We start from the raw sequence: 19022 nt of genomic DNA, 5'->3' as shown, positions 1-19022 counted from the left end.
ACCACCGCTGAGGCACATCACTTATGAACTGGGACGACACGACCGACACCGGCGCCGACGCGGAGCGGCTGGTGGGCGCCGTCGCCGACCGGGAGGACCAGGCCGTCGAGGCCGCCCTGCGCCCCAAGGACCTCGGCGAGTTCATCGGCCAGGAGAAGGTCCGCGAGCAGCTCGACCTGGTCCTGCGGGCCGCACGCGCGCGCGGTGCCACAGCCGACCACGTGCTGCTCTCCGGCGCCCCCGGCCTGGGCAAGACCACCCTCTCGATGATCATCGCGGCCGAGATGGGCGCCCCGATCCGCATCACCTCGGGCCCCGCCATCCAGCACGCCGGTGACCTCGCCGCGATCCTCTCCTCCCTCCAGGAGGGCGAGGTCCTCTTCCTCGACGAGATCCACCGCATGTCCCGGCCCGCCGAGGAGATGCTGTACATGGCGATGGAGGACTTCCGGGTCGACGTCATCGTCGGCAAGGGGCCGGGCGCCACCGCCATCCCCCTGGAGCTCCCTCCGTTCACCCTGGTCGGCGCCACCACGCGCGCGGGCCTGCTGCCCCCGCCGCTGCGCGACCGCTTCGGCTTCACCGCGCACATGGAGTTCTACGAGCCGCGGGAACTGGAACGGGTGGTGCACCGCTCGGCGAATCTGCTCGACGTCGAGATCGACCCCGCGGGAGCCGCCGAGATCGCCGGCCGCTCCCGCGGCACGCCCCGGATCGCCAACCGCCTGCTGCGCCGCGTCCGCGACTACGCGCAGGTCAAGGCCGACGGGCTGATCACCCGCGAGATCGCGCACGCGGCCCTGGCCGTCTACGAGGTGGACGAGCGCGGCCTCGACCGGCTGGACCGCGCGGTGCTGGAGGCCCTGCTCAAACTGTTCGGCGGCGGTCCGGTCGGCCTGTCCACGCTGGCCGTCGCGGTGGGGGAGGAGCGGGAGACGGTCGAGGAGGTCGCCGAGCCCTTCCTGGTCCGCGAGGGCCTGCTCGCCCGCACCCCGCGCGGCCGCGTCGCCACCCCCGCGGCCTGGTCCCACCTGGGCCTGACGCCTCCCCGCGGCACGGGACCCGGCCAGCAGGACCTGTTCGGCGCCTGAGGGGCGGGGCCGGGGCCGGACGCGTCTCGCCCCGGATCCCGGCGCCGGATCGTGTCCGGTTCCCGATCCCGGCGCCGGACGTGGAGCGCCCGGTCTGCGGGTCCCCGGCGGGATGTGTCCCGTCTCTCCCTTACCTCCGGCCCCCGGTATTCGGCCGTCGCCCCGCGGGTCCCGTGGGCAGCCGTGATCTCTTCGTGACGGCGGGGCATTGGCGGGTGCAGGAACCCAGGTGCCATGCTGAGCGTTGTTCCATGCGCGCGGACTCGCTTAGACTCCGCCGATGCTGCCTTTGCGGGCGGCGCCGACCCACACCCCCATCATCCAGGCCGCTCACCGCCGCGGCTGCGCGAAGGAAATTCCGTCTCGTGAATACCTTGCCTCTTCTCTTCTTCGTCGTCCTTATCGCAGCCATGTTCCTGATGACGCGTTCCAACAGGAAGCGCCAGCAGCAGGCGAACCAGATGCGGAATGAGATCCAGCCCGGCAGTGGCATCCGCACCATCGGGGGCATGTACGCGACGGTCAAGGAGGTCCACGAGGACACGGTCCTCGTCGATGCCGGTCCGGGCGTCGACCTCCTCTTCGCGAAGAACGCGATCGGCGCCGTGCTCACGGACGACGAGTACAACCGCATCGTGCACGGCATCGAGCACGACCTGAAGTCGGACACCGCCATCGTTCCGGACGACGCCTCCGCCCTCACCGAGACCGACGACGAGCCCGCCGGCGCTGCCGCCGCCTCCGGCGACAAGGCCGTCGACTTCGGCAAGAAGGACGTGGCCGAGGACAAGGCCGACGAGAAGGCCGAGGGCACGGTGGAGGACAAGGCCGAGGAGGCGAAGCCCTCCGAGGCGAAGGCCGACGAAGAGCCGAAGAAGACCGAGGGCGACTCCGACGCGAAGTAGCCGTGTCCCGGGGAGGACGGCCCGCCTCAGGCATGCCGTCCGCACCCCGGGAGCGTCTGTTTCCCGCACGGGATCCCGACACCATGTCATGGCCGACCGCACCGACCAGGCGCGCGGCGGCCCGAGAGGGAGTACGAGAAGGTGGCAGCACCTAAGAGGGGCCGGAGCGCGAGCGCCCAGAGCAAGCCAGGGCGCTCGCTGGCCTTGATCCTGATCGCCATCGTGGCGCTCACCGGAGGGATGTTCGCCTCGGGGCACACCACTCCGCGTCTCGGTATCGACCTTGCGGGCGGTACGAGCATCACGCTGCAGGCGAAGGCGGACCAGGGGTCCGCGATCAACAAGGCCAACATGGACACCGCGGTCGAGATCATGAACCGCCGTGTCAACGGCCTCGGTGTCTCCGAGGCGGAGGTACAGACCCAGGGGACGAGCAACATCATCGTCAACATCCCCAAGGGCACCAACTCCGAGGAGGCGCGTCAGCAGGTCGGCACCACCGCGAAGCTGTACTTCCGTCCGGTCCTGGCCAGTGAGGCCAGCGCCGGTGCCACGCCGAGCACCTCCCCGAGCGCGTCCTCCAGCGGCAGCTCCAGCCCCTCCTCGAGCCCGAGCCCGTCGAGCAGCGCCTCGTCGTCCGAGAAGGCGACCGGGTCGTCCTCCTCGCCGTCGTCGTCCGCCACCTCCCAGGGCCGCGCCGTCACGGACGCGCTGAAGGCCGACTCCACGCCGTCCTCCTCGGCGTCCCCGAGCTCCTCCTCCAGCCCCTCCGCCTCCTCCTCGGCCGACGCGGCCGCCTCCGCGGAGGCCACTAAGCTGCAGGCCGAGTACGCGGCGCTGGACTGCTCCAAGGACGCCCAGCGCGCCAAGGCCGGCAAGTCCGCCAAGCCCACCGACTCGACGGTGGCCTGCGGCAAGGTCTCCGGCGTCTGGTACAAGTACGTGCTCGGCCCGGCCGCCGTCGACGGCACCGAGGTCAAGAAGGCCCAGGCCGTCTTCGACACGCAGGGTGCCTCCGGCTGGCAGGTCCAGATGAACTTCAACTCCAGCGGAGCCAAGAAGTTCGCCGACGTCACCGCCTCCCTCGCCAAGAACCAGCAGCCGCAGAACGAGTTCGGCATCGTTCTCGACGGCGAGGTCGTCTCCAGCCCGTACGTGAGCCAGTCCATCACCGGCGGCCAGGCGGAGATCTCCGGCAGCTTCAAGCAGGAAGAGGCGCAGAGCCTCGCCAACATGCTGTCCTACGGCGCGCTCCCGCTGTCCTTCCGGGAGGAGAGCGTCACCACCGTCACCGCCGCGCTCGGCGGCGAGCAGCTGCACGCCGGTCTGCTGGCCGGCGCCATCGGCCTCGCCCTCGTCGTGATCTACCTGGTGGTCTACTACCGCGGCCTGTCGCTGGTCGCGATGGCCTCGCTGCTGGTCTCCGCGATCCTGACCTACGTCATCATGGCGCTGCTCGGCCCGGCCATCGGCTTCGCGCTGAACCTGCCGGCCGTCTGCGGTGCGATCGTCGCGATCGGTATCACAGCGGACTCGTTCATCGTGTTCTTCGAACGCATAAGGGACGAGATCCGCGAGGGCCGCTCCCTGCGCCCCGCCGTCGAGCGGGCCTGGCCGCGCGCCCGGCGCACCATCCTGGTCTCCGACTTCGTGTCGTTCCTGGCCGCCGCCGTGCTGTTCATCGTGACCGTCGGCAAGGTCCAGGGCTTCGCGTTCACCCTCGGTCTGACCACCGTCCTCGACGTGGTCGTCGTCTTCTTCTTCACCAAGCCGCTGATGACGATCCTCGCCCGGCGTAAGTTCTTCGCGAACGGCCACAAGTGGTCGGGGCTCGACCCGAAGGGGCTGGGCGCCAAGCCTCCGCTGCGCCGCACCCGCCGTCCCGCCGGTCCCGTCGCCGGCCCTGTCGACCCGAAGGAAGCGTGAGCGATGTCGAAACTCGGCAGCCTCGGCGCCCGACTGCACCGCGGCGAGATCAGCTACGACTTCGTCGGCAAGCGCAAGATCTGGTACGGCGTCTCCATCCTGATCACCATCACGGCCATCGTCGGCCTGGCGGTGCGCGGCCTGAACATGGGCATCGACTTCCAGGGCGGTGCCGTCTTCACCACCCCGAAGACCAGCGTCTCGGTCTCCCAGGCGGAGACCTACGCCTCCCAGGCCGCCGGCCACGAGGCGGTCGTCCAGAAGCTCGGCTCCGGCGGTCTGCGCATCCAGATCGCGGGCATGGACACCGAGAAGTCGGACGCCACCAAGGCCCAGCTGGCCAAGGACATGAAGCTCAACCCCGAGTCGATCGCGGCCGACCTGGTCGGCCCCAGCTGGGGTGACCAGATCGCCAACAAGGCCTGGGAAGGCCTCGCCATCTTCATGGTGCTCGTGGTGATCTATCTGGCGATCGCGTTCGAGTGGCGGATGGCGATCGCGGCCCTGGTCGCGCTGATCCACGACATCACGATCACGACCGGCATCTACGCCCTGGTCGGCTTCGAGGTCACGCCCGGCACGATCATCGGTCTGCTGACGATCCTCGGTTACTCGCTCTACGACACGGTCGTCGTCTTCGACAGCCTCAAGGAGCAGACGAAGGACATCACCAAGCAGACCCGCTTCACCTACAGCGACATCGCCAACCAGTCGATCAACGGCACCCTGGTCCGTTCGATCAACACCACGGTGGTCGCACTGCTGCCGGTCGCGGGCCTGCTGTTCATCGGTGGCGGCTTCCTCGGCGCGGGCACGCTCAACGACATCTCGCTGTCGCTGTTCGTCGGTCTGGCCGCCGGTGCCTACTCGTCGATCTTCATCGCCACGCCGCTGGTCGCCGACCTCAAGGAGGCCGAGCCGCAGATGAAGGCGCTGCGCAAGCGCGTCCTCGCCAAGCGCGCCCAGGCCGCCGCAGAGGAGGAGATGGCCGACGCCCGGGTCGGCGGCCCGGACGGACCCGACGACTCCGCGCCGGCCGTCGTCGGCCCGCGCAACCAGCCGGCGTCCCGCAACCGGGGCGGCCGCGGCCGTCCTTCGGGGAAGCGCCGATGACGGACATCGAGGAGCTGCTGCTCAGCCGCATCCGGGACGTCGCGGACTACCCGGAGCCGGGCGTGATGTTCAAGGACATCACCCCGCTCCTGGCGGACCCGGCCGCGTTCACCGCGCTCACCGACGCCCTCGCGGAGATCGCCGGCCGCACCGGTGCCACGAAGATCGTCGGCCTGGAGGCCCGGGGCTTCATCCTGGGCGCGCCGGTCGCCGTCCGGGCCGGCCTCGGCTTCATCCCGGTCCGCAAGGCGGGCAAGCTCCCCGGAGCCACCCTGAGCCAGACCTACGACCTGGAGTACGGCTCGGCCGAGATCGAGGTGCACGCCGAGGACATCGGCACGCGCGACCGGATCCTGATCGTCGACGACGTGCTCGCCACCGGTGGCACCGCCGAGGCCTCGATCCGGCTGATCCACCGCGCCGGCGCCGAGGTCGCGGGTGTCGCGGTCCTGATGGAGCTGGGCTTCCTGTCCGGCCGAGCCCGCCTGGAGCCGGCCCTGGACGGAGCGCCGCTGGAGGCACTCCTCCAGGTCTGAGCGTCGTACTACTGATCGAACGGCCGTCCCTTCGGGGCGGCCGTTCGTCCGTCTCCCCGGCCCTCGCAACCCTCAGGACACCCGCGCGGAATCCCTCGGTGGCCTCGCGTGTTACTCCCGTATACATTCCTCGGTTCCGCCTGAAGGCGATGACCTGGCCCAGGATCGCTACCATGGGCACTCCGGAGCCTGACCGGGGGACCCGGATCGCGCACGAGGAGTCCTCTTGCCAGACGAGGCCCAGCCACTGACCGCCGCCAAGCCCGAGCCCGCCTCGGCGCCCGCGGCGAAGCCCGCGTCGAACGTGTCGCAGACCAAGAACGACACCCGTGGGCCGGTCGAGCACGCCCAGTCCGCGCCCGCCGAGAAGTCGGCCGAGACCTCGCGCCCCAAACCGGCCCCGGCCGAGCGTTCCACGACCCGGCCCAACACCGGCCAGCCCGCGCGCACCGGCTCCTCCAACCGCGTCCGCGCCCGACTGGCCCGGCTCGGCGTGCAGCGCGCCAACCCGTACAACCCGGTCCTGGAGCCGCTGCTGCGCATAGTCCGCAGCAACGACCCCAAGATCGAGAACGCCACCCTGCGCCAGATCGAGCGGGCCTACCAGGTCGCCGAGCGCTGGCACCGCGGCCAGAAGCGCAAGAGCGGCGACCCGTACATCACCCACCCGCTCGCGGTGACCACGATCCTCGCCGAGCTGGGCATGGACCCGGCGACCCTGATGGCCGGGCTGCTGCACGACACCGTCGAGGACACCGAGTACGGCCTGGAGGACCTGCGCCGCGACTTCGGCGACGTCGTCACGCTGCTCGTCGACGGCGTGACCAAGCTGGACAAGGTCAAGTTCGGCGAGGCCGCGCAGGCCGAGACCGTGCGCAAGATGGTCGTCGCCATGGCCAAGGACCCGCGCGTCCTGGTCATCAAGCTCGCCGACCGCCTGCACAACATGCGCACCATGCGCTACCTCAAGCGCGAGAAGCAGGAGAAGAAGGCGCGCGAGACCCTGGAGATCTACGCGCCGCTCGCCCACCGCCTGGGCATGAACACCATCAAGTGGGAGCTGGAGGACCTCGCGTTCGCGATCCTCTACCCCAAGATGTACGACGAGATCGTCCGGCTGGTGGCCGAGCGGGCGCCCAAGCGCGACGAGTACCTGGCCATAGTGACCGACGAGGTCCAGGCCGACCTGCGGGCCGCCCGCATCAAGGCGACCGTCACCGGCCGCCCGAAGCACTACTACAGCGTCTACCAGAAGATGATCGTCCGCGGCCGGGACTTCGCGGAGATCTACGACCTGGTGGGCATCCGCGTCCTGGTGGACACCGTCCGCGACTGCTACGCGGCCCTGGGCACCGTCCACGCGCGCTGGAACCCGGTTCCGGGGCGCTTCAAGGACTACATCGCGATGCCCAAGTTCAACATGTACCAGTCGCTGCACACGACGGTCATCGGCCCCAACGGCAAGCCGGTCGAACTCCAGATCCGCACGTTCGACATGCACCGCCGCGCCGAGTACGGCATCGCCGCGCACTGGAAGTACAAGCAGGAGGCCGTCGCCGGCGCCTCCAAGGTCCGCACCGACGTGCCGAAGTCGTCCGGCAAGGGCAAGGACGACCACCTCAACGACATGGCGTGGCTGCGGCAGTTGCTGGACTGGCAGAAGGAGACCGAGGACCCCAGCGAGTTCCTGGAGTCCCTGCGCTTCGACCTGTCCCGCAACGAGGTCTTCGTCTTCACCCCCAAGGGCGACGTCATAGCGCTGCCCGCCGGAGCCACCCCGGTCGACTTCGCGTACGCCGTGCACACCGAGGTCGGCCACCGCACGATAGGCGCCCGCGTCAACGGCCGTCTGGTCCCGCTCGAATCCACCCTGGACAACGGCGACCTGGTCGAGGTCTTCACCTCCAAGGCACCCGGCGCCGGCCCCTCCCGGGACTGGCTCGGCTTCGTCAAGTCGCCGCGGGCCCGCAACAAGATCCGCGCCTGGTTCTCCAAGGAGCGCCGGGACGAGGCGATCGAGCAGGGCAAGGACGCCATCGTCCGCGCGATGCGCAAGCAGAACCTGCCGATCCAGCGCATCCTCACCGGCGACTCGCTGGTCACGCTCGCGCACGAGATGCGCTATCCGGACATCTCCTCGCTGTACGCGGCGATCGGCGAGGGCCACGTGGCCGCGCAGAACGTCGTGCAGAAGCTGGTGCAGGCACTCGGCGGCGAGGAGGCGGCCACCGAGGAGATCGACGAGGCCGTACCGCCGTCCCGCACCCGCGGCCGCAAGCGGCGCAGCAACCAGGACCCCGGCGTGGTCGTGAAGGGCGTCGACGACGTCTGGGTCAAGCTGGCCCGCTGCTGCACGCCGGTGCCCGGCGACCCGATCATCGGGTTCGTCACCCGCGGCAGCGGCGTATCGGTTCACCGCAGCGACTGCGTCAACGTGGAGTCGCTGTCCCGGGAGCCCGAACGCATCCTCGACGTCGAATGGGCGCCCACCCAGTCCTCGGTCTTCCTGGTCGCCATCCAGGTCGAGGCGCTGGACCGATCCCGGCTCCTGTCGGACGTCACCCGCGTCCTGTCCGACCAGCACGTCAACATCCTGTCCGCGGCCGTCCAGACGTCCCGCGACCGGGTGGCCACCTCGCGGTTCACCTTCGAGATGGGCGACCCCAAGCACCTGGGCCACGTCCTGAAGGCCGTACGCGGCGTGGAGGGCGTCTACGACGTCTACCGGGTCACGTCGGCCCGCAACCGCTCCTAGCGGCGCCGCATACGACGAGAGGGGCCCCGTACACGGCGTACGGGGCCCCTCTCGTCTACCGTCCTGCGTCAGCCGCCGAACTCCTGGAGGCCCTTGAGAGCCTGGTCCAGGAGCGCCTGGCGGCCCTCCAGCTCACGCTCCAGCTTCTCCGCCTTCGACGCGTTGCCCTGCGCGCGGGCCTGGTCGATCTGCGACCGCAGCTTGTCCACGGCTGCCTGCAGCTGGCCGGTCAGACCCGCGGCACGCGCACGCGCCTCCGGGTTGGTCCGCCGCCACTCGGCCTCCTCGGCCTCCTGGATGGCCCGGTCGACCGTGTGCATCCGGCCCTCGACCTTCGGACGCGCGTCGCGCGGCACGTGGCCGATGGCCTCCCAGCGCTCGTTGATCGAGCGGAAGGAGGACCGCGCGGACTTCAGGTCCGTGATCGGCAGGAGCCGTTCGGCCTCGACGGCCAGCTCCTCCTTCAGCTTCAGGTTCTCGGTCTGCTCCGCGTCCCGCTCGGCGAAGGCGGACCCGCGGGCCGCGAAGAACACGTCCTGGGCGCCGCGGAAGCGGTTCCACAGGTCGTCCTCGTGCTCGCGCTGGGCACGGCCCGCGGCCTTCCACTCCGTCATCAGCTCGCGGTAGCGCGCGGCCGTCGGACCCCAGTCCGTCGAGGCCGAGAGCGACTCGGCCTCGGCGACCAGCTTCTCCTTGGCCTTGCGGGCGTCCTCGCGCTGCGCGTCGAGCTGCGCGAAGTGCGCCTTGCGGCGCTTGGAGAACGCCGACCTGGCGTGCGAGAAGCGGTGCCACAGCTCGTCGTCCGACTTGCGGTCCAGACGCGGCAGGCCCTTCCAGGTGTCCACCAGCGCGCGCAGCCGCTCACCGGCCGACCGCCACTGGTCGGACTGGGCCAGCTGCTCCGCCTCGACGACCAGGTCCTCCTTGGCCTTGCGGGCCTCGTCGGACTGCTTGGCGCGCTGCGCCCGGCGCTCCTCGCGACGCGACTCCACGGTCTTCACCAGCTCGTCGAGCCGGTCCCGCAGCGCCTGCAGGTCACCGACCGCGTGGTGCGCCTCCACCTGCTCGCGCAGGTGGTCGATGGCGACCTGGGCGTCCTTGGCGGACAGGTCGGTGGTGCGCACTCGCTTCTCGAGGAGGCCGATCTCGACAACCAGGCCCTCGTACTTGCGCTCGAAGTAGGCCAGCGCCTCGTCAGGGGAGCCGGCCTGCCAGGAACCGACGACCTGCTCGCCGTCGGCCGTACGCACGTACACGGTCCCCGTCTCGTCGACGCGGCCCCACGGGTCGCTGCTCACAGCGCCTCCTCCACATGATGCCCGCGAGGGGCCTCAGCGCCCCCGGGCATCGTCCACAGTTTCGTCACGGCCAACATAGGCGACCGGCGGGTTGCCTGTCCGCATCCCGCGCGACCGAAATTACGCAGTTGGACCTCAGGATTTCGTGACTGTCGCCTTGTTGATGACGACCGTCGCGTTCGGGGCCCCGTCACCGGCTCCGGTGCTCTCACCGGCCGCCGCGATCTTCTTCAGGACCTTGAGTCCGGCGGCGTCCACGGTGCCGAACGGGGTGTAGCTGGGCGGCAACTGGCTGTCCTGGTAGACCAGGAAGAACTGGCTGCCGCCGGTGTGCTTCTGACCGGTGTTGGCCATCGCGATCGTGCCCGCCGGGTAGACACCGCCCTTCAGGCTTTTGTCCTTCAGGTTCTCGTCGGGGATCGTGTAGCCGGGACCGCCGCTTCCGGTGCCCGTCGGGTCGCCGCACTGCAGCACGTAGATGCCGTTGGTGGTGAGCCGGTGGCACTTGGTGTGGTCGAAGTAGCCCTTCGACGCGAGGAAGTCGAACGAGTTCACCGTGTGCGGGGCGGCCGACGTCTTGAGCGCGATGCCGATGTCACCGCACGTCGTCGCCAGCTTCATGGTGTAGTCGGCCGACGTGTCGATCGACATCGCCGGCTCCTTCTTCCAGCTGAGTTTCTCCACCTTGCCGGCGGCGGGCTTCTCGCACGGGTCCGCCGCCTTGCTCGGGCTGGGCGCGGCGCTCGGCGTCGTGTCCGAGCTGGCGTTCGCCTTGTCGTCGTTCTTCAGCACGCCGGTCGTGTACAGGGCGACGCTGCCGATCACGATCACGCCGAGCACGGACGCGATCACCGAATTGCGCATGCGTGACTTGCGACGCGCGCTGGTGCGCCGCTGCTGCTGCCGCAAGAACTTCTCCCGGGCGAGCTGACGCCGCCGCTGCTCCTGGCTGACCACCGGGTTCTCTCCTCATGCGTGTCGTATGTCGACCGGTACGCGTGCGTCCTGTGCGCTGTGTGAGCCGACCACTGCGTGTAGCCCCGTACCGTATATGGGTTCGCTGAGGAAACGGCAGCGCCGGTAGGCTCTGCACCACAGCTTGTAGCCAGCCGAATCGACACAACGAAGGACGATCGTGCTCATTGCCGGGTTCCCCGCCGGGGCCTGGGGGACGAACTGTTATCTCGTCGCCCCCGCCGCCGGTGCGGAGTGCGTGATCATCGACCCCGGCCACCAGGCCGCCGAGGGCGTCGAGGAAGCACTGAGGAAGCATCGCCTCAAGCCCGTCGCCGTCGTCCTCACCCACGGCCACATCGACCACGTGGCCTCGGTCGTCCCCGTGTGCGGCGCCCACGACGTGCCGGCCTGGATCCACCCCGAGGACCGGTACATGATGAGCGACCCCGAGAAGGCGCTCGGCCGGTCCATCGGCATGCCGCTGATGGGCGAGCTGACGGTGGGGGAGCCCGACGACGTCCGCGAACTGACCGACGGCGCCCGGCTGGAGCTGGCCGGTCTTGAGTTCTCCGTCGCGCACGCACCGGGCCATACCAAGGGGTCGGTGACCTTCCAGATGCCGGAGACGGCCGACATCCCGTCGGTCTTCTTCTCGGGCGATCTGCTCTTCGCCGGCTCCATCGGACGCACGGACCTGCCGGGCGGCTCCATGGACGACATGCTGGCCTCACTGGCCCGGGTCTGCCTGCCGCTCGACGACTCCACCGTGGTGCTGTCCGGCCACGGCCCCCAGACGACCATCGGCCAGGAGCGCGCCGCCAACGCCTATCTGCGGCAGGTGGCCGCCGGCCAGGGAGCGCACGCCGACGCTCCCCGACGAGGAATGTGACGAGAACTTCCGTGAGCACCTTCCAGGCCCCCAAGGGCACCTACGACCTGATCCCGCCGGACAGCGCCAAGTACCTGGCCGTCCGCGAGGCGATCGCCGCGCCGCTGCGCAACTCCGGCTACGGCTACATCGAGACCCCGGGTTTCGAGAACGTCGAGCTGTTCGCGCGCGGTGTCGGCGAGTCCACCGACATCGTCACCAAGGAGATGTACGCCTTCGAGACGAAGGGCGGCGACAAGCTGGCCCTGCGTCCCGAGGGCACCGCGTCCGTCCTGCGCGCGGCCCTGGAGGCGAACCTCCACAAGACGGGCAACCTGCCGGTCAAGCTCTGGTACTCCGGCTCGTACTACCGCTACGAGCGCCCGCAGAAGGGCCGTTACCGCCACTTCTCGCAGGTCGGTGCCGAGGCGATCGGCGCGGAGGACCCGGCGCTCGACGCCGAGCTGATCATCCTGGCCGACCAGGCGTACCGCTCGCTGGGCCTGCGCGACTTCCGCATCCTGCTGAACAGCCTGGGCGACCAGGAGTGCCGTCCGGTGTACCGGGCCGCGCTCCAGGACTTCCTGCGCGGCCTCGACCTCGACGAGGACACCCTGCGCCGCGCGGAGATCAACCCGCTCCGCGTCCTGGACGACAAACGGGAGTCGGTGCAGAAGCAGTTGGGCGACGCCCCGCTGCTCCGTGACTACCTCTGCGACGCCTGCAAGGCGTACCACGAGGAGGTCCGCGAGCTGATCACGGCCGCGGGCGTCGTCTTCGAGGACGACCCGAAGCTGGTCCGCGGCCTGGACTACTACACGCGGACGACCTTCGAGTTCGTCCACGACGGCCTGGGCTCGCAGTCCGCGGTGGGCGGCGGCGGGCGCTACGACGGCCTCTCCGAGATGATCGGCGGCCCCGCGCTGCCGTCGGTGGGCTGGGCGCTCGGTGTCGACCGCACGGTCCTGGCCCTGGAGGCCGAGGGCGTCGCGCTGGACCTGCCCTCCGCCACCAGCGTCTTCGCGGTGCCGCTCGGCGAGGAGGCGCGCCGGATCCTGTTCGCCAAGGTCACCGAGTTGCGCCGGGCGGGCGTCGCGGCGGACTTCTCCTACGGCGGCAAGGGCCTCAAGGGCGCGATGAAGAACGCCAACCGCAGCGGGGCCCGCTACACGATCGTCGCCGGCGAGCGCGACCTCGCCGAGGGCGTCGTCCAGCTCAAGGACATGGAGTCCGGCGAGCAGACGTCGATCGGCGTGAACGAGATCGTGGCGGAGCTGGAGTCGAGGCTGGGCTGAGCCCGGCGGAGTGAGGGGGCCGGCGCCCCCTCACTCCCGCGGTCCGGCCGCGGGCTGCGGTGCGCGAAGCGGCGGGCCGTCAACCCGGCGGGCGCCGATTCGTCCTGCCGGACGATCCCGATCCGGGACCGCCACGCGCGCGTGCCCGTCGCCGGATCCGTGCCGAGGACCGACACCTCGCCGCCGCCCCGTTCCGGCTCCCCGGGAGGACCTCCACCGTCGTCCTCCTGCCCGCCCCGTCGGGTCCCAGCAGGCCGAACGCCCCGCCGTGCCGGACGCCGAGACCGGTGCCGTCCACCGTCGTCACGACCGCGCACCGCCGGCGCGGCTCCCGGACGTCCACCACGAGATCGCTCGCCTGTTCTGTCATGGCTCAGGCATCGGCCGAAACAGGACCTTCCGTGACGGCCGCGCGTGCGTCCTTATGTCCACCGAACGGTGGACAGGGCGCCTCGTGCGGCACAATGGCCCCTACCCGAAGGAGTTCCAACTCTCAAACAGACGGAATCGGCGTGATGAGCAAGACGACAGTCCACGACGTCTCCACCGAGCCCGGGCCCGAGCACGCCTCCACGGCGCCGCGCACCGAGGGCGGCAGCATCGCCTTCGGGCTGTTGCTGATCATCACCGGCGCGGCCGGCCTGCTGGCCGCCTGGGTCATCACGATCGACAAGTTCAAGCTGCTGGAAGCCAAGGTCGAGGGCAAGACCTTCACCCCCGGATGCAGCCTCAACCCGGTCGTCTCCTGCGGCAGCGTCATGGAGTCCAAGCAGGCCGCCGCCTTCGGCTTCCCGAACCCGATGCTCGGCCTGGTCTGCTACGGCATCGTCGTCTGCGTCGGCATGAGCCTGCTGGCCCGCGCCCGCTTCCCGCGCTGGTACTGGCTGACCTTCAACTTCGGCACCCTCTTCGGCGTCGGGTTCTGCACCTGGCTGCAGTTCCAGTCCCTGTACCGGATCAACGCGCTGTGCCTGTGGTGCTCCCTCGCCTGGGTCGCCACGATCATCATGTTCTGGTACGTGACCTCCTTCAACGTCCGCAAGGGCTTCCTGCCGGCCCCGAACTGGCTCAGGTCCTTCTTCGGCGAGTTCACCTGGGTCCTGCCGGTCCTGCACATCGGCGTCATCGGCATGCTGATCCTGACCCGCTGGTGGGACTTCTGGACCAGCTGACAGCGCGCGCCGCGTTGTCAGTGCCGTGATTTAGGGTTTCAGCGTGGAACCCGACCTGTTCACCGCAGCCGCAGAAGAACGCCAGGAGAAGGATCCGGCCGGCAGCCCCCTGGCGGTGCGGATGCGCCCGCGCACCCTCGACGAGGTGGTGGGCCAGCAGCATCTGCTGAAGCCCGGCTCCCCGCTGCGCAGACTGGTCGGCGAGGGCTCAGGCGGCCCCGCGGGCCCCTCCTCGGTGATCCTCTGGGGCCCGCCCGGCACCGGCAAGACCACCCTCGCCTACGTCGTCTCCAAGGCCACCGACAAGCGGTTCGTGGAACTCTCCGCGATCACCGCGGGCGTCAAGGAGGTCCGCGCGGTCATCGACGGCGCCCGCCGTGCCACCGGCGGGTACGGCAAGGAGACCGTCCTCTTCCTCGACGAGATCCACCGCTTCAGCAAGGCCCAGCAGGACTCCCTGCTCCCGGCCGTCGAGAACCGCTGGGTCACCCTGATCGCGGCGACGACGGAGAACCCGTACTTCTCGGTGATCTCCCCGCTGCTCTCCCGGTCCCTGCTGCTCACCCTCGAACCGCTCACCGACGACGACGTCCGCGGCCTGCTGCGCCGGGCCCTGACCGACGAGCGCGGCCTGAAGGGCTCCGTCGCCCTCCCCGAGGACACCGAGGAGCACCTGCTGCGGATCGCCGGAGGCGACGCCCGCCGGGCCCTGACCGCCCTGGAGGCAGCCGCCGGCGCCGCCCTCGACAAGGGCGCGGCGGAGATCGGCCTGGAGACCCTGGAGGAGGTCGTCGACCGGGCCGCGGTGAAGTACGACCGGGACGGCGACCAGCACTACGACGTCGCCAGCGCCCTCATCAAGTCCATCCGCGGCTCCGACGTCGACGCGGCCCTGCACTACCTGGCCCGGATGATCGAGGCCGGCGAGGACCCCCGGTTCATCGCCCGCCGCCTGATGATCTCCGCCAGCGAGGACATCGGCCTCGCCGATCCGAACGCGCTGCCCCTGGCGGTGGCCGCCGCCCAGGCCGTGGCCATGATCGGCTTCCCCGAGGCCGCCCTCACCCTCAGCCACACCACCATCGCCCTGGCCCTGGCCCCCAAGTCGAACTCCGCGACCACGGCGATCGGCGCCGCCCTGGAGGACGTACGCAAGGGACTGGCCGGACAGGTGCCCGCGCACCTGCGCGACGGCCACTACAAGGGCGCCGCCAAGCTGGGGCACGCCCAGGGGTACGTCTACCCGCACGACGTGCCCGAGGGCATCGCCGAGCAGCAGTACGCCCCGGACCCGATCAAGGACCGCGAGTACTACAGCCCGACCCGGCACGGCACCGAGGCACGGTACGCGGACGCGGTCGAGTGGACCAGGAAGCACCTCGGTCGCAGGCGGTCCTGAGCAGCCTGTAGAATCCTTCGGAGCGCTGAGTCCCGCGCAGTCAGAGCGGGACAGTCGGCCGGAGCCTCCGCAAGGAGGCCCCAGGAGCGTCGCGCACCGTCGAACGGTGTCGCGGGCAGCCCACCACCACTCGCCGTACGGCGGGACCGGTCGGTGGGCCACTCGCGTGCTGCACGTATGTGCCCAGATCAGGGGAGCGGCTGCCCACCAGGCCCGGCAACGGGTCCCGGCGGGTTTCCCCGGCTGCGGATTGCGACCTCCCTCAACCCTGACGAGCCGATATCAGAAGGAAGAAAGAGACAAGTGGCGAACCAGTCCCGCCCCAAGGTCAAGAAGTCGCGTGCCCTCGGCATCGCGCTGACCCCGAAGGCCGTCAAGTACTTCGAGGCCCGCCCCTACCCGCCGGGCGAGCACGGCCGCGGCCGCAAGCAGAACTCGGACTACAAGGTCCGTCTGCTGGAGAAGCAGCGTCTGCGCGCGCAGTACGACGTGTCCGAGCGCCAGCTCGTCCGCGCCTACGAGCGTGCCTCCAAGGTGCAGGGCAAGACCGGTGAGGCCCTGATCATCGAGCTGGAGCGCCGCCTCGACGCGCTGGTCCTGCGTTCGGGCATCGCCCGCACGATCTACCAGGCCCGCCAGATGGTCGTGCACGGCCACATCCAGGTCAACGGTCAGAAGGTCGACAAGCCGTCCTACCGCGTGCGTCCGGACGACGTCGTCCAGGTCCGCGACCGCTCGAAGGACAAGACGCTCTTCCAGATCGCCCGTGAGGGCGGCTTCGCCCCCGACGGCGAGATCCCGCGCTACCTGCAGGTGAACCTCAAGGCCCTGGCGTTCCGCCTGGACCGCGAGCCGAACCGCAAGGAAGTTCCGATCATCTGTGACGAGCAGCTCGTCGTCGAGTACTACGCCCGCTGACCCCAGCTCCGGCGCGGTACTCCAGCGTCAGCCCGCCGTCTCCCCGCCCTTCCGGGTGGGCGAGGCGGCGGGCTTCCGCATACCGGCACCGTCCTCACGGCGCCGTACCGGGCCGCGCGGCGCCGGCAGCGCCTCCAGCGGCCGTTCCCCGGAGCCGTCCAGGGCCCGGGCCACCGCCGCCTCCCCGTCCAGCAGCGCCCCCTGCCGTACGCACTCCGCGTACCGCTCCCCGCCCAGCGCCCGCCTGGCCGTCGCCTCGCACAGCTCGTGCGGGGCGTTGTAGTGGGCGGAGCCGAACAGCGGCAGTCCCACCGACGCCCACATCCGGCCCGCCGCGCCCTGCAGCACCGCGGCCTCCGCCGGATCGCCCTCGGTCGCCGTCACCAGGGCCAGCAGCTCGACCGACAGCACCGAACCCAGCAGGTCGTGGAAGCCGTGCGCATGGCCCAGGCAGTCGGTCAGCAGCTCACGGGCGGCGGCCTGATCCCCGTTCCGCCAGGCCGCGTACGCCAGCACGTACAGCGCGTACGACCGCGCCCAGCGCTCGCCGTGGTCCTCGCACACCCGGCGCACGTCCTCGCACAGCCGCACCGCCTCCGGCAGATCGCCGAGGAAGGCCCTGGCCATCGCCAGCTCGACCTGGCCCATCAGGACGTTGCTGTTCAGCTCGCCGATCTCCCGGTAGCGGCCGAGCGCCGACCGCAGCAGCGTCTCCGCGCGGGCCATGTCGTCGGTGACCAGGGCCAGACAGCCGGCGCGGTGCTCCGCGTACGCCAGCGCCGTCGGGTCGGCGGCCAGCTCGGCCTCCTCCCGGCACTCCTGGAGCGCCGCCAGCGCCGCCACCGCGTCGCCCTGCAGGATCGCCACGTAACCGAGCACCCACAGCGCCTTCAGCCGGGACCGCGGGTAGAGGGAGTCCAGCCCCAGGCTCAGCTCCAGCCAGCGCCGCCCCTCCGAGAGCCGCCCGCAGCCCGCCCAGTGGAACCACAGCGAGCCCGCCAGGTACTGCCCCAGATGAGCCTCGTCCGGTTCGGTCAGACAGTGGTCAAGCGCGGCCCGCAGGTTCGGCAGCTCGGCCTCGACGCGCGCCGCCACCTCGTCCTGCCGCGGGGAGAACCAGTCCAGCTCGCACCAGGTCGCCAGCCCCATGAACCAGTCACGGTGCCGGCGCCGCAGCCGCTCCGCGTCCCCCGCCGCCGCCAGCCACTCCCCGCCGTACGCCCGCACGGTGTCGAGCATCCGGTAGCGCACCCCGGCCGCGGTCTCCTCGCGGGACACCACCGACTGCGCGAGCAGCTCCGCCAGCACGTCCAGGATGCTCTCCGACGGCAGCCCGTCCCCGCCGCACACGTACTCGGCGGCCTCCAGGTCGAAGGTCCCCGCGAACACCGACAGCCGCGCCCACAGCAACCGCTCGGCGCCGGTGCACAGTTCGTGGCTCCAGCCGATCGCCGTGCGCAGCGTCTGATGACGCGGCAGGCCGTCGCGCCCGCCGCCGGTCAGCAGCCGGAACCGGTCGTCGAGCCGCTCCAGGATCTGCCCCGGCGACAGCACCCGCAGCCGGCCCGCCGCCAGCTCGACCGCCAGCGGGATCCCGTCCAGGCGCCGGCACACCTCCCGTACCTCCGCGTGGTCCCCGACCGCGAGCCCCTGCCGCTCCGCGCGTTCGGCGAACAGCTCCACCGCCTCCTCCACGGCGAGCGGCGCCAGCGGGAACAGCCGCTCGCCCGCGACGCCCAGCGGCCGCCGGCCCGCCGCCAGCACGGTCAGGCCCGGCAGCCGCCGCAGCAGCTCGGCCACCAGACCGGCGCAGCCCTCGACCAGATGCTCGTAGCCGTCCAGGAGCAGCAGGCAGCGGCGGCCGTCCAGGTGGTCCAGGAGCGTCCGGCGCGGCGGCCGGGTGGTGTGGTCGGTCAGGCCCAGCGCCTCCACCACGGCGTACTCGACGAACTCCGGGTCGCGCACCGCCGACAGCTCCACCCGCCACACCCCGTCCCGGGGCGCCGCCGCGGCGGCCGCCCGGGCCGCCAGCCGGGACTTGCCGACCCCGCCGACCCCGGTCACCGTCACCAGCCGGTCCGACTCAAGAGCCCGGGCCAGCTCGCCGAGTTCGGCCGTGCGGCCCACGAACGCGGTCAGTTCCAGGGGCAGATTGCCGTCCGCGGAGGGGCCGGGGCGCTGAGGACCTCGCATGGGACACGGAGCGTACTTAACCGTGTTCGGTCCGTACAATCGGTTCCGGCAACTCCGCCGCCCGCGCGCGGTAATCCGGTACGGAGCCCGACGTCCCGCGCGATAGGCTCGGATCTCAATTGATTTTCGCAAAAGAGCGGGAAGCAGGTGCGCACAGTGTCCGGTGGAGAGGTGGCCGGGATCCTGGTGGCCGTCTTCTGGGCGATCCTGGTCTCCTTCCTCGCGGTGGCTCTCGTGAGGCTGGCCCAGACGCTCAGGGCGACCACCAAGCTGGTGGCGGACGTGACCGACCAGGCCGTCCCGCTGCTCGCCGACGCCTCCGCGGCCGTGCGCTCCGCGCAGACCCAGATCGAGCGGGTCGACGCGATCGCCTCGGACGTCCAGGAGGTCACCTCCAACGCCTCCGCGCTGTCGTCCACCGTCGCCTCCACCTTCGGCGGTCCGCTCGTCAAGGTCGCCGCGTTCGGCTACGGCGTGCGCCGGGCCCTGTCCGGCCGCAAGGCGGACGTGCCCGCCCGGGAGGCCGGGCGTACCGTGATCGTGGGCCGGACGGTGTCCGCCGCACGGCGGAAGAACCGGGGAAAGTAGGAGCCAGG

15 protein-coding genes are annotated in these 19022 nt (G+C 70.7%); 12 read left to right on the top strand and 3 right to left on the bottom strand.

Annotation, left to right across the window (positions count from 1 at the left end):
* Nucleotides 1–23: 23 nt before the first annotated feature.
* From ruvB to ACIQOE_RS30205, 6 genes are all read left to right on the top strand, one after another.
* On the top strand, nt 24–1091 hold the full coding sequence (gene ruvB / locus ACIQOE_RS30230) for a Holliday junction branch migration DNA helicase RuvB (RefSeq protein ID WP_351320166.1): 1068 nt from the start codon (nt 24–26) through the stop codon (nt 1089–1091).
* A gap of 365 nt (nt 1092–1456) precedes the next feature.
* Nucleotides 1457–1996 (top strand): preprotein translocase subunit YajC, encoded by a 540-nt coding sequence (yajC, locus tag ACIQOE_RS30225; RefSeq protein WP_351320164.1) that lies wholly within the window; start codon nt 1457–1459, stop codon nt 1994–1996.
* Between the two features lie 141 nt (nt 1997–2137).
* Entirely contained in the window at nt 2138–3922 is a 1785-nt protein-coding gene (gene secD / locus ACIQOE_RS30220; RefSeq protein ID WP_351320162.1) for a protein translocase subunit SecD, read from the top strand.
* A gap of 3 nt (nt 3923–3925) precedes the next feature.
* Nucleotides 3926–5035: a protein translocase subunit SecF gene (secF, locus tag ACIQOE_RS30215; RefSeq protein ID WP_351320160.1), complete on the top strand. Its 1110-nt coding sequence runs from the start codon at nt 3926–3928 to the stop codon at nt 5033–5035.
* The gene (locus ACIQOE_RS30210; protein ID WP_365558103.1) at nt 5032–5571 is read left to right on the top strand and encodes an adenine phosphoribosyltransferase; all 540 of its coding nucleotides are present in this window, start codon (nt 5032–5034) and stop codon (nt 5569–5571) included. The genes secF and ACIQOE_RS30210 overlap by 4 nt, the downstream gene beginning before the upstream one ends.
* Before the next feature lie 226 nt (nt 5572–5797).
* Entirely contained in the window at nt 5798–8326 is a 2529-nt protein-coding gene (locus ACIQOE_RS30205) for a bifunctional (p)ppGpp synthetase/guanosine-3',5'-bis(diphosphate) 3'-pyrophosphohydrolase (protein WP_362178346.1), read from the top strand.
* A 68-nt stretch (nt 8327–8394) separates the two neighbouring features.
* Here the strand turns inward: ACIQOE_RS30205 and ACIQOE_RS30200 are convergent, their stop codons facing one another.
* Both ACIQOE_RS30200 and ACIQOE_RS30195 read right to left on the bottom strand, forming a co-directional pair.
* Complete coding sequence (locus tag ACIQOE_RS30200) at nt 8395–9624, bottom strand: DUF349 domain-containing protein (RefSeq protein WP_365558105.1); 1230 nt, start codon at nt 9622–9624, stop codon at nt 8395–8397.
* 135 nt (nt 9625–9759) lie between these two features.
* Complete coding sequence (locus ACIQOE_RS30195) at nt 9760–10581, bottom strand: peptidylprolyl isomerase (RefSeq protein ID WP_365558107.1); 822 nt, start codon at nt 10579–10581, stop codon at nt 9760–9762.
* A 178-nt stretch (nt 10582–10759) separates the two neighbouring features.
* Here ACIQOE_RS30195 and ACIQOE_RS30190 point away from each other — a divergent pair, with 178 nt between their 5' ends.
* The 5 genes from ACIQOE_RS30190 (at nt 10760) to rpsD (ending at nt 16233) form a co-directional block, all read left to right on the top strand.
* Nucleotides 10760–11470, top strand: coding sequence for an MBL fold metallo-hydrolase (locus ACIQOE_RS30190; RefSeq protein WP_362643720.1), 711 nt, complete (start codon nt 10760–10762; stop codon nt 11468–11470).
* 11 nt (nt 11471–11481) lie between these two features.
* The gene (gene hisS / locus ACIQOE_RS30185; RefSeq protein WP_365558110.1) at nt 11482–12744 is read left to right on the top strand and encodes a histidine--tRNA ligase; all 1263 of its coding nucleotides are present in this window, start codon (nt 11482–11484) and stop codon (nt 12742–12744) included.
* A 515-nt stretch (nt 12745–13259) separates the two neighbouring features.
* The gene (locus ACIQOE_RS30180) at nt 13260–13916 is read left to right on the top strand and encodes a vitamin K epoxide reductase family protein (protein WP_365573649.1); all 657 of its coding nucleotides are present in this window, start codon (nt 13260–13262) and stop codon (nt 13914–13916) included.
* Nucleotides 13917–13959: 43 nt separating this feature from the next.
* Entirely contained in the window at nt 13960–15315 is a 1356-nt protein-coding gene (locus ACIQOE_RS30175; RefSeq protein ID WP_351320144.1) for a replication-associated recombination protein A, read from the top strand.
* Between the two features lie 303 nt (nt 15316–15618).
* Nucleotides 15619–16233 carry a 30S ribosomal protein S4 gene (gene rpsD, locus ACIQOE_RS30170; RefSeq protein WP_351320142.1) on the top strand — a complete coding sequence of 205 codons (615 nt, stop codon included), beginning with the start codon at nt 15619–15621 and terminating at the stop codon, nt 16231–16233.
* 27 nt (nt 16234–16260) lie between these two features.
* On the opposite strand, the gene ACIQOE_RS30165 is transcribed toward rpsD, so the two are convergent.
* A complete protein-coding gene (locus tag ACIQOE_RS30165; protein WP_401414840.1) occupies nt 16261–18426 on the bottom strand; it encodes an ATP-binding protein in 2166 nt (721 codons plus the stop codon).
* A 147-nt stretch (nt 18427–18573) separates the two neighbouring features.
* Here ACIQOE_RS30165 and ACIQOE_RS30160 point away from each other — a divergent pair, with 147 nt between their 5' ends.
* Nucleotides 18574–19014, top strand: coding sequence for a DUF948 domain-containing protein (locus ACIQOE_RS30160; protein ID WP_351320138.1), 441 nt, complete (start codon nt 18574–18576; stop codon nt 19012–19014).
* Nucleotides 19015–19022 lie beyond the last annotated feature (8 nt).

The organism is Streptomyces sp. NPDC091282 (genome assembly GCF_044757385.1).
GTDB classification, from domain to species: Bacteria; Actinomycetota; Actinomycetes; order Streptomycetales; family Streptomycetaceae; genus Streptomyces; species Streptomyces gramineus.
The sequence above is the reverse complement of the archived record's forward strand: the minus strand, read 5'-3'. Positions and strand labels throughout refer to the sequence as shown.